Raw genomic sequence first — 13,799 nt, forward strand, 5'->3', positions numbered from 1 at the left:
TCATTTAGGCAATGAACAACATGCCCCACCGTAATCTGTTTCTGGCCCTGCTGTTAAGCTGGCTCACTACCTTCGCCTTTGCCAACGACGATGGCGAGTTTCTGCCGGTAAATGAGGCCTTCCAGGTGAGTGCCGTTGACGCGGGCAATCACGTTCATTTCACCTTCACCATCGCCGATGGTTACTACCTTTATAAACACCGCTTTGGCTTTGAGCCCACGGCCGGAACACCGGGCGAATTGGGCGAACCGGTGTATCAACAGGCCGCTGAATGGAAGGACGATCCCATCTTCGGACAGGTGGAGGTTTTTTACTCAAGTGTGGACGTATATGTACCTGTGCTGGCGGCGGATGACGGTTTCATTGAAATTGATGCCCACTACCAGGGTTGCGCCGACAAGGGCCTGTGTTACATCCCCCAGACCTATACCAATATGTACCAGATTGATGTTGATGCAGCCGCACCCGACATCAACCCGGAACCGGGCAAACCGCGACCAGAATCCACTAAAAGTACAGATCTGGATGCAGAATCCCCTTCGGTTTTCCCGGCAGAGGCCCCCCTCGGGTCAGAAAAACGGCCGAATCCGGGGCAAATCACACAATCAAGTACAGATCTGGACGCTGATGATGCGTTGAGCCTGGAGACTTTTCTGTCACAAAACGGTCTGTTCTCCATCATCGGCATGTTCTTTCTGATTGGAATCGGGCTTACCTTCACCCCCTGCGTCCTGCCCATGGTGCCTATTCTCAGCGGCATCATCGTCGGCCAGGGTACAGATCTGTCCCGCCGCAAAGCGGCGGCCCTTTCCATTACCTATGTGCTGGGCATGGCCGTGACCTACGCCATCCTGGGTGTGGTGGCGGGGCTCACCGGGGCAAAACTTCAGGTAGCCATGCAGAACCCCACGGTGCTGTTCAGTTTTACCGCTGTGTTTGTGGTGCTGTCTTTTTCCATGTTCGGCTTCTACGAGCTGCAACTGCCCAGCGGCATTCAGAATCGACTCAATAGCATCAGCCAGCGGCAACAGGGCGGCACTTATATTGGTGTAGCCATCATTGGTGTCCTGTCCGCGTTGGTGGTGTCGCCTTGCGTATCGGCCCCGCTGGCCGGTGCCCTGCTGTATATCGGGCAAAGTGGTGACTGGGTGCTGGGAGGGCTGGCGCTGCTGGCGCTGGGCCTGGGGATGGGTGCCCCGCTGATTGCCATTGGCGTTACCGGCGCCAACATCCTGCCCAAAGCCGGTGGTTGGATGGACAACGTAAAAGGCCTGTTCGGCGTGATGCTGCTGGCCGTGGCCCTGTGGCTGGTGAAGCACCTGCTGCCGGAAACACTGGCCTGGGTCAGCGGCGGTGGCCTGTTGATTCTGGCCGGCCTGTATTGCGGCGCTCTGGACCCTCTGACCAGCCCCCGGGGTAAATTGTTCCGGGGCATCGGGCTGACCATTCTGGCCTGTGGCAGTTCCCTGATTCTGGCCCAATTCATCTCCTCTCCGGCGGCCTTGTCCAGTACCGCCAGCGTGCAGCAGCCGTTACCGTTTCAACGTATCCGCAGCGAGCAATCCCTGGACCAGGCTCTGGCCAGCGCCCGCGCCAATGGGCAACCGGTGATGATCGATTACTTCGCTGACTGGTGTACCGCCTGCTTTGAAATGGAACATGAAACTTTCAGCCATAGTGACGTGCAGAACCGCTTAAGCCAGCATGTCTGGCTGCAGATCGACCTCACCAACAACCCGCAGGACAACGCCCTGCTGCAGCGCTACAACCTGCCCGGCCCCCCCGCTATCTTGTTCTTCGACAAGCAGGGCAATGAGCTGAAAAATGCCCGTATCTACGCCTACAAAAGTAAGGCCCAATTCCTCAACCACCTGGAACAGCACCGCATCCAACACTGATTTATAGGGTGAAAAGCAGGCTATCTTCGTTGAACTTGCACACTCACGCGGTTAACTTGTAAGTAAATGTAAGATGTGCCACAAAGCACAGGAATGCACCGAATGCACTCGTTATAATCCGGTCGAAATCACTGAAAAATTCAACCTGCATAAATCAATACAGGATAAGCAGAGGAATCCCCCACATCATGGCAAAGTTGCTGGTACTCAATGGGCCAAACCTGAACCTGCTGGGCACACGGGAACCGGGCATTTACGGTACCCAAACCCTGGATCAGATCCATCAGGCGCTGACCCAACAGGCCGCGGAACAAGGCCATCAGTGCGAATGCCTGCAGAGCAACCGGGAATACCAGCTGATTGAGCGTATTCATGCCGCGGGCACCGATGGTACGGACTTTATCATTATTAACCCGGCAGCTTTTACCCACACCAGCGTTGCGCTGCGGGATGCCCTGCTGGCAGTGGGGATTCCATTTATTGAAGTGCACCTTTCCAACGTTCACGCCCGCGAAGCGTTCCGACAGCATTCCTATCTGTCGGACATCGCGGTGGGCGTGATCGCCGGCCTGGGGCCTCAGGGTTACGAGCTGGCACTGCAGGCGGCGGGCCGACAGCTCGCTGCTCGATAGAGGCTTCAGACCAATATTTTCTAACCATAATAAAAGAGAAATTCACATGGACATTCGCAAGGTAAAAAAACTGATCGAGCTTCTGGAAGAATCCGGCATCGATGAAATTGAAATAAAAGAGGGTGAGGAATCGGTGCGCATCAGCCGCAATTCCAACAAGGCGATGGCGATGCCACAACAATACGCCGCTCCCATGCAGGCTCCCATGGCCCCTGCCCCGGCACCCGCGGCGCCCAGCCCGGCTCCGGCTCCGGCTCCGGCTGCCGTCAGCAACGAACCCGACGGCCACAAAGTAAAATCGCCCATGGTCGGCACCTTCTATCGCGCCTCATCACCGGAATCCAAGCCTTTTGTGGAAGTGGGCCAGTCCGTAAAAGCCGGCGACACCCTGTGTATCGTCGAAGCCATGAAAATGATGAACCAGATCGAGGCCGACAAATCCGGCACCGTGGTTGCGATACTGGTGGATAACGCAGAACCCGTGGAGTTTGACCAACCCCTATTCGTCATCAACTAATAAGGCTCTCACCATGCTGGAAAAAGTGCTTATCGCCAACCGTGGCGAAATCGCTCTGCGGGTGTTACGTGCCTGTAAGGAGCTTGGCATCCCCACTGTCGCAGTTTATTCCACTGCCGACAAGGAACTCATGCACATTCGACTGGCGGACGAAGCCGTCTGCATCGGCCCGGCCTCCGCCGCCGAAAGCTATCTCAATATTCCGGCCATTGTCGCCGCTGCCGAAATCAGTGGCGCCACCGCGATCCACCCGGGCTATGGCTTTCTGGCAGAAAATGCGGATTTTGCCGAACGGGTGACCGACAGCGGTTTTATCTTCATCGGCCCGGAAGCCGACACCATACGCCTGATGGGCAACAAGGTGTCCGCCATTGAAGCCATGAAAAAAGCCGGTGTACCCTGCGTGCCCGGTTCTGACGGCCCCCTGACCGACGACAACAACCAAATCCTGAAGATGGCCCGCGACATCGGCTATCCGGTGATCATTAAAGCGGCCTCCGGTGGTGGTGGTCGCGGTATGCGGGTGGTACACAACGAAAAAGACATCGTTAAGTCCGTGTCCCTGACCCGGGCCGAAGCCCGCGCTGCCTTCGGCGACGATACGGTCTACATGGAAAAATTCCTCACCACCCCCCGTCACGTGGAAATCCAGGTGCTGGCCGATGGCCAGGGCAACGCCATTTACCTGGGAGATCGTGATTGCTCACTGCAACGCCGCCACCAGAAAGTGGTGGAAGAAGCACCGGCGCCCGGCATTCCGGACCATCTGCGCCGTGAGGTGGGTGAACGCTGCCGCCAGGCCTGCATCGATATCAACTATCGCGGCGCCGGCACCTTCGAGTTCCTGTACGAGAACGAAGCATTCTATTTCATTGAAATGAATACCCGGGTTCAGGTTGAGCACCCGGTAACGGAGATGGTCACCGGTGTAGACATCATCAAGGAGCAGCTGCGCGTTGCGGCCGGAGAAAAACTCAGCATCAAGCAGGAAGACATCCACATCCTGGGCCATTCCATTGAATGCCGCATCAACGCTGAGAACCCGAAAACCTTTATTCCCAGCCCCGGCACCATCAACCACTGGCACGCTCCCGGTGGTAACGGCGTGCGCATGGATACGCATATCTACACTGGCTATAAAGTACCGCCCAACTACGATTCCCTGATCGGAAAGCTGATCACCTGGGGGGAAAACCGCGACATCGCCCTGCAACGGATGCGCAATGCACTGGACGAAATTCTGGTGGAAGGCATTGAGACCAATATTGCGTTGCACCGGGATGTCATCATGGAAGACAGCGGCTTTAATAAAGGCGGCGTCGACATCCACTACCTGGAAAAGATACTGGGCCTGCACTGAGCCTGTCCGCCCGCGCAAAACCCGGGTAAAATGCGGTTTTGCGCGCGGCCACCCGGCGCACTTCATTTCTCAACCAAGAGCGCTGTATGCCCTGGATTCAAATCAAACTGCAAACCACCGGTGCCCACTCAAGCCATGTGGAAGATCTGCTCATGGGGCTGGGGTCGGTTTCCGTCACACTGGAAGACAGCAAAGACCAGCCACTGCTGGAACCACCGCCCGGCGCCACGCCCATTTGGGATGACACCACCGTCACCGGACTGTTTGAAGCGGACATCGACACCGACCTGGTGTGTGCCGCCCTGCGCGGCAACCTTGGTACCGAACTTCCCATCAAAGTGGAAGCACTGGAAGACAAAGACTGGATTCGCGAGTGGATGGACAGCTTTGAACCCATCGCCTTCGGCCACCGGTTGTGGGTTTGCCCCAGTTGGAAAACCCCGCTGGACGCCAATGCCGTCAATATGATGCTGGACCCGGGCCTGGCATTCGGTACCGGCACCCATGAAACCACAGCGCTGTGTTTGCGCTGGCTGGACAGCGCCGATCTGCAGGACAAAATCGTAGTGGACTACGGTTGCGGCTCCGGCATTCTGGCCATTGCAGCGGCCCTGCTGGGGGCGAAGGCCGTCTATTGCGTGGACAACGATCCCCAGGCACTCACCGCCACCCGTGACAACGCCGAGCGCAATCAGGTGGGCGACATCATTCAGGTATTCCCCCCCGGTGCCATGCCGCAAATCCAGGCCGATGTCATGCTGGCCAACATTCTGGCCGGGCCGCTGATGAGCCTGTCCGAACATTTATCGTCGCTCACCGCAGACGGCGGACATTTGGTGCTGTCCGGTATATTGCAGGATCAGGCCCACCAGGTGAGTGCAACCTATGCCCGCTGGTTCAGCATGGATCCTGCCGCCATCGACGGTGACTGGGTGCGGCTCAGCGGGGTAAAAGCCAGCTAAAATACTCAGCAGATCACAACGTTAAACGCTAAACTGTGTACAATCATAAGAACAATTAGCCAAGGATTTCTTCGGGCCATGCCGGACAATCTGCTCACAAAGTGTCCACATTGTGGTACCACATTCAGACTGACCCAGGCGCAACTGGACATCGCCGGCGGGGCCGTGCGTTGCGGCGCCTGCTATCAGGTTTTCCATGCCGCGGAACACATCGTCAAAACCTCCGTGGTGGAAGAGCGCCGCACCGTCACCAAACCACCCGATCCCGTGGAAGAAGCCTTCGACATGAAATCCGACGAAGGCATGGACCCGTACGACTCAGATGATCTCAACCTGGAAGATTCCAACGAGGAAGTGTTCAGCGAAGAATACCGGGCCGGACTGGATAAGGAATCTTCACTGGAGGAATTCGGCTACCGGGAAGACAAGCCCAAGAAGAAAGACAAATCCGATGAATCCTGGGCCGAAGAACTGCTCAAGGAGCTGGGTGAAGACGAGGAAGACGAGCCCATTCAGGACGCTGACGAGTCCGATGACCGCGGCGGCATCATCAGCGGCGACAATGCCTTTACCCTGGATGAAGAACCTCGACGCAAAACCAAGAAACCCAGCAAAGGCAACGAACTCAGCGACACCTTCGTCAGCCTGGGTAATTTTTCCAGTGATGATCCCTTCGCCATCAGCGACATTGAAGAAGATGAATTCGGCAAGGGGGAGGCGTCATCCGATGATGAATCCTGGGCCAAGGCCATGCTCGATGAGCTGGAGCAGGAGGATGCACCGAAAAAGCCGGAATCCCAAGGCCTGTCCATCATGATGGACGAGGAAGAGCCCGAGGACAACAGCCCGTTTGCCGCCAAAGACCTATCGAAGGACAAGAAAGAAATCAGTGAGCGTGCCAAGAAAGAAAAAGAGAAACTGAAATCCATTTCCAAAAACCAGCAAACGAAGAGCAAAGAAAACAAGGGAAACCTGCGCAACAACGAGACAGAAGACTTTTTCCGGCTGTTTGAAGAGGATACCCCCGACACTGCCAAGCAGCGGGCCGAACCCAAGCTCCAGGATCTGGACGAACTGGAAGATCTGGAAGACGAAGCCATTACCCCGGAAAACCTGTTTGCCGACAGTGACGAGGTTATCAATCAGCAAATCCGCCTGAGTGCACTGGAGTATGGCGCCGAAGAGAGCCGCAAAGAGTCATCCCATACCGGCCTGTGGATCGTCGCCATGATCCTGCTGGTGCTCAGCCTGGGTGGCCAGTATGCCTACTTCAACTTCGATACCCTTTCCCGGATGCCGGCACTGCGCCCATTGATCACCCAGTATTGCCCCATCATCGGCTGCCAACCGGCACCGCAAAGTGATGTCACCCAGATCGTGGGCACCAATCTGGTGGTGCGCTCACACCCCTATGAAAAGAATGCACTGGTGATTGATGTGATTATCAAGAACCAGGCCAAATTCGACCAACCCTATCCGGTGGTTCAGCTGAACTTTGAGGACATCAATGGGCAACCGGTGGCCAGCCGCCGCTTTGCGCCTGCTGAGTACATCAGTGATAAAGCCGTCACCCCGGACAGCATGCCCAGCAATACCCCCATTCACCTGACGCTGGAAATAGAAGACCCCGGCCGCAGTGCCGTTAACTACGAGTTATTGTTTTTGCCCCACAGCAGTGCAAGCTGAGGCCACCCTGGTGGCCATTCGTCCAAAATGTCCAGCCAATTGGCAAATAGTCGAATTATTTTACAAAAGTGCGCACAACCGTATTTATTCCGCCCGTTCTTCCGGCTATCATAGCTCGATCTTTAAGCATGGCTGAAAACCATTAGGCGTTTTTATACACAGGAGTGCGGCGTGTCCATAACAATCGGGCCCTTTACCCTGAATAGCCAAGTGGTGCTTGCGCCCATGGCGGGCGTCACTGATCAACCTTTCAGGCTGCTGTGCAGGCGTCTCGGCGCCGGCCTTGTGGTCGCTGAAATGTTAACCAGTGATACCCGACTATGGAATTCCCGCAAATCTCAGCTGCGCCTGATCCATGCGGACGAGCCGGAGCCCCGATCTGTTCAGATCGCCGGAACCGAGCCCGATCAAATGGCCCAGGCGGCACAACTTTGCGTGGAGCGTGGTGCCCAGATAGTGGACATCAATATGGGCTGCCCCGCCAAAAAAGTGTGCAAAAAAGCAGCAGGATCAGCATTGCTTAAGGATGAAGTACTGGTTCAATCCATTCTGGAAGCCGTGGTACGCGCGGTAGATGTACCGGTTACACTGAAAATCCGCACCGGCTGGTCACCCGACCAACGCAATGGCATCACCATTGCAAGGATTGCCGAAGACTGCGGTATTCAGGCACTGGCGGTACATGGTCGAACCCGTGCCTGCGCCTATAAGGGTGAGGTGGAATACGACACCATAGCCATGATCAAGGAAGCAATCAGCATCCCGGTCATTGCCAATGGCGACATCACCTCACCGGAACGGGCTCAGCAGGTACTGGATTACACCAAAGCAGACGGGATTATGATTGGCCGGGCAGCACAGGGGAACCCCTGGTTATTTCGAGAGATCCAGCATTACCTCGAAACCGGGGAAACGCTTCCAAAGACGTCGTATAAGGATATATCGGCAGTGATCATTGAGCATTTGCATCGTTTGCACGGCTTTTACGGCGACTATATGGGGGTGCGTATAGCCCGAAAACATCTCGGGTGGTATGTACAACACCTTCCAATGGGAGCACAATTTAAATCACGTTTTAACCAGCTTAACTTAGCGTCGGAACAACTCGCCAGTGCTCAGGAATACTTTGCGCATCTAATCGAGGGAGAGGTAATGGCGGCATGAACGATACAAACTACAATGACGAAACTCCATTTTCCAGCAGCTCCACATCGGCCAACAACACCGATTTGAAGCAACACCTGATCACATCAGCTGATCAGGACAGCCACACATTACGTGATAATGTGCACCGTGCTCTGCGCAATTACTTTGCGCACCTGGACGGCCAGCCGGTCACCGATGTGTATCAGATGGTGCTTTCTGAAGTAGAAGCGCCGTTGCTGGAGACAGTAATGGAATACACCCGAGGCAACCAGACCAAGGCTTCCGTATTGCTTGGCTTGAACCGCGGCACCCTGCGGAAAAAGCTGAAAACCTACGGTTTGATCTGAACTTTAACGTTTTCAAGACGTTACGCTCAACCCTCGGCAGTATCAGGGGTTGAGCGAGTAGCCTCAACAGCACCTTAGCCCCCCGCTCTGGACCTGTCGCGTCGTGGGCATAAATCTTTTTACCCCCCAAGTCTTAAATCCCATTGGGTTTCCGACTACAATGCGCCCCTTTCGGGCAACCCGCTGCCCCCTCATTCATTGATTCACCTAGACAGTACAGACATCCATCATGAGCAAGCCAATCAAACGCGCACTGATCAGTGTTTCCGACAAAACCGGTATCGTTGACTTCGCCAGGGCCCTGGAAGGCATGGGCGTTGAAATCCTCTCCACAGGCGGCACTTTCAAGCTGCTGCAGGACAATGGCATCAAGGCCACGGAAGTGTCCGACTACACCGGTTTCCCTGAGATGATGGATGGCCGGGTGAAAACGCTGCACCCCAAGGTCCACGGCGGTATTCTGGGCCGCCGTGGTACTGACGACAGCGCCATGAATGAGCACGGCATCACCCCCATCGATCTGGTGGCGGTAAATCTGTATCCATTCGAGCAAACCGTTGCCAATCCTGACTGTGATCTGGCCACCGCCATCGAAAACATTGATATCGGCGGCCCCACCATGGTTCGCTCCTCGGCCAAAAACCACAAGTGGGTGACCATCGTGGTGAACGCCGGGGATTATGGGCGCATTCTGGATGAAATGCAGAGCAATGCCAACGTGGTCAGCGATCAGACCCGTTTTGAGTTGGCCCTGGCCGCCTTTGAACACACGGCGCATTACGATGGCGCCATCGCCAACTATCTGGGCAGCCTGAAAGCCGATGGTGAACGAACAGCCTTCCCCCGTACGTTCAATACGCAGTTTATAAAGGTGCAGGAAATGCGCTACGGCGAAAACCCGCATCAGCAGGCCGCCTTCTATAAGGAAGCCAACCCGGCGGAACCCTCCGTCAGCACCGCCACGCAATTACAGGGCAAGGCCTTGTCTTTCAACAATGTAGCCGATACCGATGCCGCGCTGGAATGCGTCAAGTCATTCCGGCAACCGGCCTGTGTCATTGTTAAACACGCCAACCCGTGCGGTGTGGCGGTGGGCAGCTCCATCACCGAAGCCTATGAACGGGCCTTCCAAACCGACCCCACCTCCGCCTTTGGTGGTATCATTGCGTTTAACCAGGCGCTGGATGAAGTGACAGCCCGCGCCATCGTCGACAAACAGTTTGTGGAAGTGATCATCGCCCCCGGGGCATCCGCTGCTGCCATCAGCATTGTGGGCGAAAAGAAAAACGTGCGCCTGCTAACCTGTGAACAGTGGGGTGAGCGGGTTGCCGGATTCGACTACAAACGGGTCAACGGCGGCCTGTTGGTGCAGGATCGTGACAACGGCATGATCACCCAGGACGACCTGAAAGTCGTAACCAAGCGCGCACCGACCGCCGAAGAAATGCAGGATCTGATGTTCTGCTGGCAGGTGGCGAAATATGTGAAGTCCAACGCCATCGTCTACGCCAAAGGGCTGCAGACCATCGGCATCGGGGCGGGCCAGATGAGCCGCGTTTACAGCGCCAAGATTGCCGGCATCAAAGCCGAAGACGAAGGCTTGACGGTGCCAGGCTCGGTGATGGCATCGGACGCTTTCTTCCCGTTCCGTGATGGGATTGATGCGGCGGCCAAAGCCGGCATTCGTGCAGTAATTCAACCCGGCGGCTCCATCCGCGACGAAGAAGTGATTGCGGCGGCGGATGAAGCAGACGTTGCCATGGTGTTCACGGGCATGCGCCATTTCCGCCATTGATCCTGTTGCCGGTTACTTGTTGAATGACCAGGTCGGAAGCGTTTCTGCCAGCACAGTGGCAAGACGCCAAGGGGATCTCACCTTCGAACTCTGATGTGCATGGCAGGTTCGGGTATCCCGGTTTTAACGAAAATTGAGGGCAAACAATGAACGTTCTGATTATTGGTGGCGGCGGCCGGGAACATGCTCTGGCCTGGAAAGCAGCACAATCACCCAATGTGGCAAAAGTCTATGTTGCCCCCGGTAACGCCGGCACGGCGCTGGAAGCCAAGATCGAAAATGTTGATATTGACGTGTTGGCACTGAACGAGCTGGTGCAGTTTGCCCAGGGCAATGACATCCAACTCACCATCGTCGGGCCCGAAGCACCGTTGGTTGAAGGCGTGGTGGATACCTTCCGCAGCGCCGGGCTGAAATGCTTTGGCCCCACCAAGGGCGCCGCCCAGCTGGAAGGCTCCAAAGCCTTTACCAAGGATTTCCTGGCCCGTCACAATATTCCCACCGCAGCTTACGGCAACTTTACCGAGATCGACAAAGCCGTCGCCTACGTCAAAGCACAAGGGGCCCCCATTGTGGTGAAAGCCGATGGCCTGGCCGCGGGCAAAGGTGTGATTCTGGCACAAACAGAGGAAGAGGCCATTGCCGCCATTGAAGACATGCTGGCAGGCAACAAGTTTGGTGAGGCCGGCAGCCGGGTGGTGATTGAAGAATTCCTGGTGGGCGAAGAAGCCAGTTTTATTTGCATGGTGGACGGAAAAAACGTGCTGCCCATGGCCACCTCGCAGGATCACAAAGCCCGGGATAACGGTGATCAAGGCCCCAATACCGGCGGCATGGGCGCTTATTCGCCGGCACCGGTGGTAACGCCAGATATTCAGCAGCGGGTCATGGATGAAGTCATCTACCCCACCGTGAACGGTATGGCGGCAGAAGGCAATGTGTACACCGGGTTTCTTTATGCCGGCTTGATGATTGCGGCAGACGGCACCCCCAAAGTGCTGGAATACAACTGCCGCTTCGGTGACCCGGAAACCCAGCCCATTATGATGCGTCTGAAATCGGATCTGGTTCATTTATGTGATATGGCCATTGCCGGCAAGCTGGATCAGGTGGAAGCGCAATGGGATGAGCGCGCTTCACTGGGCGTTGTGCTGGCCGCAGGCGGTTATCCTGACCACTACGAGAAAGGCGACCAGATATTTGGTTTACCGGAATCAGAGCAGGATGACAGCAAGGTGTTTCATGCCGGTACCACCCTGGACGGTGAGCGGGTGCGAACCAATGGTGGCCGTGTGCTGTGTGCGGTGGCATTGGGCAGCACCGTGGCGGAAGCCCAATCCAAGGCTTATGATCTGGCCAAGCAGATCAACTGGAACAACGTGTATTACCGGGATGATATCGGTTACCGGGCGGTGGCCAGAGAACGCGAGCAACAGGGGTAAGCGTCAGACAATTGAATCCGGAAGTCTGTCTTCACAACGAAGGCAGACTACAACCCACCATCAAATTCCTGCCGGAATTCTTCCACCACCGTTTCCACGTCATCAATGTCATCGAAGCGCCCCAGATGCAGCAGCGCTTCACCTTCATTCACCAGCGGCAGGTTGGTATTGCCGATCACGATTCCGGCAAACGGTGATGTTACCGGGATTTCACTGCCCCCCAACGGGCCATCGATAATACCCAACACTTCTCCGCGGGCCACCCGATCCCCCAGTTGCAGATTACTGCGGAACAGGCCATCTGCCGGTGCGCGCACCCAGGATGAAGATCGGGCAATAAAACTGGGCGGGCGGGCTTTGCTGCTCTTGCGTGGTGGCAGCATCTGGAGGTGGGTCATGACGTTACGCACGCCCTTTACACCGGTAGCGATGGCGGGCTCGTCAAACCGCAACGCTTCGCCGGCCTCGTAGGTAATGATGGGGATATCCAGATCATCGCCGGCACCCCGCAAGGAGCCGTCGCGGATGGGCGCATCGATTACCAGTGGCACCCCAAATGCCTGCGCCAGTTCCGCTGCCTGTTGGTTCTCAAGATGAACCCGGATCTGCGGCATATTGGAGCGATGCGCCGCACCGGTATGCAGGTCGATGGCGTACTGGCACTTGGTAAGAATTTCCTGTACGAACAAGTTCGCAATTCGTCCACCCAATGAGCCCTTTTCCGAGCCGGGAAAACAGCGATTCAAATCGCGGCGATCGGGCAAATAACGGGAACGCTGAATAATACCCAGTACATTCACCATGGGCACGGCAATCAGGGTGCCCCGCAGGTTTTTCAGCCAGGGTGCTTTCAGCACCCGGCGCACCACTTCAATACCGTTCAATTCATCACCATGAATGGCGGCGCAGATCAGCAACACCGGGCCAGCGGTTTTGCCATTCACCACCTGCACCGGAATGGAAATATCCGTGTGAGTATAGAGTTGTCCGATGGGAATGTTGAAGGTGCGCTGTGTTGACGCAGCAATGGTTTCACCAAAAATCTCTATGGCCCGGGAGCGGCGCGCCATGCCCTGTTATCCTTTTCCAATGGTACGATTGGTGGCTTTGCCATCGATGATTTTTTTCTCCATGAAACTGAAAATCATACCGGCAACATCTTTACCGGTGGCATTCTCAATTCCTTCCAGGCCCGGCGAAGAGTTGACTTCCATCACCAGCGGGCCGTGATTGGAGCGTATCAGATCCACCCCTGCCACGCTTAACCCCATGATGCGGGCAGCACGCACAGCCGTGGTCCGTTCTTCCGGCGTGATCTTGACCAGAGTCGCACTGCCACCGCGATGCAGATTAGAGCGGAATTCACCGGGTTTGGCCTGCCGTTTCATGGCCGCCACCACCTTATCGCCAATGACCAGGCAGCGGATATCCGCGCCGGATGATTCCGCAATGTACTCCTGAATCAGGATGTTGGCTTTCAGCCCGAGAAAGGCTTCAATCACACTTTCAGCCACCTTGCGGGTATCCGCCAATACCACACCAATGCCCTGGGTTCCTTCCAGCAGTTTGATTACCAGGGGCGCGCCTCCCACCATGTCAATCAGATCCGGAATCTCATCGGGAGAGTGGGCAAAACAGGTCACCGGCATGCCCACCCCTTTGCGGGACAGCAACTGCAGTGAGCGCAGCTTGTCACGGGAGCGGGAGATAGCCACAGATTCATTAACGGAATAAACCCCCATCATCTCGAACTGACGTACCACCGCGGTACCGTAAAAGGTAATCGAGGCGCCGATACGGGGGATCACGGCATCGTATCCTTCCAACGCCTGGCCTTTATAGTGGATGGTGGGCTTGTGAGTGGCCATATTCATATAACAGCGCAGCGTATCAATGACACGCACTTCGTGGCCACGGGCTTCTCCCGCCTCCACCAGCCGCTGAGTGGAATACAGTTTGGAGTTTCGGGATAATATGGCTACTTTCATAAAGAATCCAATTTGGTTGAAGGAGA

12 protein-coding genes are annotated in these 13,799 nt (G+C 56.0%); 10 read left to right on the plus strand and 2 right to left on the minus strand.

Annotation, left to right across the window (positions count from 1 at the left end):
• Positions 1–20: 20 nt before the first annotated feature.
• From dsbD to purD, 10 genes are all read left to right on the plus strand, one after another.
• Positions 21–1,898: a protein-disulfide reductase DsbD gene (dsbD, locus tag D9N13_RS21275; protein WP_290593983.1), complete on the plus strand. Its 1,878-nt coding sequence runs from the start codon at positions 21–23 to the stop codon at positions 1,896–1,898.
• Positions 1,899–2,086: 188 nt separating this feature from the next.
• The gene (aroQ, locus tag D9N13_RS21280) at positions 2,087–2,530 is read left to right on the plus strand and encodes a type II 3-dehydroquinate dehydratase (protein ID WP_290593984.1); all 444 of its coding nucleotides are present in this window, start codon (positions 2,087–2,089) and stop codon (positions 2,528–2,530) included.
• A gap of 46 nt (positions 2,531–2,576) precedes the next feature.
• Positions 2,577–3,047, plus strand: a complete 471-nt coding sequence (gene accB / locus D9N13_RS21285) for an acetyl-CoA carboxylase biotin carboxyl carrier protein (protein WP_290593985.1) — start codon at positions 2,577–2,579, stop codon at positions 3,045–3,047.
• A gap of 13 nt (positions 3,048–3,060) precedes the next feature.
• The gene (gene accC, locus D9N13_RS21290) at positions 3,061–4,407 is read left to right on the plus strand and encodes an acetyl-CoA carboxylase biotin carboxylase subunit (protein WP_290593986.1); all 1,347 of its coding nucleotides are present in this window, start codon (positions 3,061–3,063) and stop codon (positions 4,405–4,407) included.
• A gap of 86 nt (positions 4,408–4,493) precedes the next feature.
• The gene (gene prmA, locus D9N13_RS21295; protein WP_290593987.1) at positions 4,494–5,369 is read left to right on the plus strand and encodes a 50S ribosomal protein L11 methyltransferase; all 876 of its coding nucleotides are present in this window, start codon (positions 4,494–4,496) and stop codon (positions 5,367–5,369) included.
• A 78-nt stretch (positions 5,370–5,447) separates the two neighbouring features.
• Positions 5,448–7,055: a DUF3426 domain-containing protein gene (locus tag D9N13_RS21300; protein ID WP_290593988.1), complete on the plus strand. Its 1,608-nt coding sequence runs from the start codon at positions 5,448–5,450 to the stop codon at positions 7,053–7,055.
• 171 nt (positions 7,056–7,226) lie between these two features.
• Positions 7,227–8,219 (plus strand): tRNA dihydrouridine synthase DusB, encoded by a 993-nt coding sequence (dusB, locus tag D9N13_RS21305; RefSeq protein ID WP_290593989.1) that lies wholly within the window; start codon positions 7,227–7,229, stop codon positions 8,217–8,219.
• Positions 8,216–8,548, plus strand: coding sequence for a DNA-binding transcriptional regulator Fis (gene fis / locus D9N13_RS21310; protein WP_290593990.1), 333 nt, complete (start codon positions 8,216–8,218; stop codon positions 8,546–8,548). Before dusB ends, fis begins: the two co-directional genes overlap by 4 nt.
• A gap of 229 nt (positions 8,549–8,777) precedes the next feature.
• Positions 8,778–10,343, plus strand: a complete 1,566-nt coding sequence (purH, locus tag D9N13_RS21315; protein ID WP_290593991.1) for a bifunctional phosphoribosylaminoimidazolecarboxamide formyltransferase/IMP cyclohydrolase — start codon at positions 8,778–8,780, stop codon at positions 10,341–10,343.
• 146 nt (positions 10,344–10,489) lie between these two features.
• Positions 10,490–11,785 carry a phosphoribosylamine--glycine ligase gene (gene purD / locus D9N13_RS21320; RefSeq protein WP_290593992.1) on the plus strand — a complete coding sequence of 432 codons (1,296 nt, stop codon included), beginning with the start codon at positions 10,490–10,492 and terminating at the stop codon, positions 11,783–11,785.
• Positions 11,786–11,832: 47 nt separating this feature from the next.
• Here purD and D9N13_RS21325 read toward each other — a convergent pair whose 3' ends face one another.
• A complete protein-coding gene (locus tag D9N13_RS21325; protein ID WP_290593993.1) occupies positions 11,833–12,855 on the minus strand; it encodes a succinylglutamate desuccinylase/aspartoacylase family protein in 1,023 nt (340 codons plus the stop codon).
• A 6-nt stretch (positions 12,856–12,861) separates the two neighbouring features.
• Complete coding sequence (rimK, locus tag D9N13_RS21330; RefSeq protein WP_290593994.1) at positions 12,862–13,773, minus strand: 30S ribosomal protein S6--L-glutamate ligase; 912 nt, start codon at positions 13,771–13,773, stop codon at positions 12,862–12,864.
• Positions 13,774–13,799: the final 26 nt, after the last annotated feature.

The organism is Ketobacter sp. GenoA1 (assembly GCF_003671475.1).
In the GTDB taxonomy this organism is placed as follows: Bacteria; Pseudomonadota; Gammaproteobacteria; order Pseudomonadales; family Ketobacteraceae; genus Ketobacter.

What these genes read in the sequence shown, in the direction of transcription:
- purD (WP_290593992.1), top strand. Translation starts at nt 10,490, where the DNA reads ATGAACGTTCTGATTATTGGTGGCGGCGGCCGGGAACATGCTCTGGCC.
- accB (WP_290593985.1), top strand. Translation starts at nt 2,577, where the DNA reads ATGGACATTCGCAAGGTAAAAAAACTGATCGAGCTTCTGGAAGAATCC.
- rimK (WP_290593994.1), bottom strand. Translation starts at nt 13,773, where the DNA reads ATGAAAGTAGCCATATTATCCCGAAACTCCAAACTGTATTCCACTCAG.
- accC (WP_290593986.1), top strand. Translation starts at nt 3,061, where the DNA reads ATGCTGGAAAAAGTGCTTATCGCCAACCGTGGCGAAATCGCTCTGCGG.
- fis (WP_290593990.1), top strand. Translation starts at nt 8,216, where the DNA reads ATGAACGATACAAACTACAATGACGAAACTCCATTTTCCAGCAGCTCC.
- D9N13_RS21300 (WP_290593988.1), top strand. Translation starts at nt 5,448, where the DNA reads ATGCCGGACAATCTGCTCACAAAGTGTCCACATTGTGGTACCACATTC.
- purH (WP_290593991.1), top strand. Translation starts at nt 8,778, where the DNA reads ATGAGCAAGCCAATCAAACGCGCACTGATCAGTGTTTCCGACAAAACC.
- D9N13_RS21325 (WP_290593993.1), bottom strand. Translation starts at nt 12,855, where the DNA reads ATGGCGCGCCGCTCCCGGGCCATAGAGATTTTTGGTGAAACCATTGCT.
- prmA (WP_290593987.1), top strand. Translation starts at nt 4,494, where the DNA reads ATGCCCTGGATTCAAATCAAACTGCAAACCACCGGTGCCCACTCAAGC.
- aroQ (WP_290593984.1), top strand. Translation starts at nt 2,087, where the DNA reads ATGGCAAAGTTGCTGGTACTCAATGGGCCAAACCTGAACCTGCTGGGC.
- dsbD (WP_290593983.1), top strand. Translation starts at nt 21, where the DNA reads ATGCCCCACCGTAATCTGTTTCTGGCCCTGCTGTTAAGCTGGCTCACT.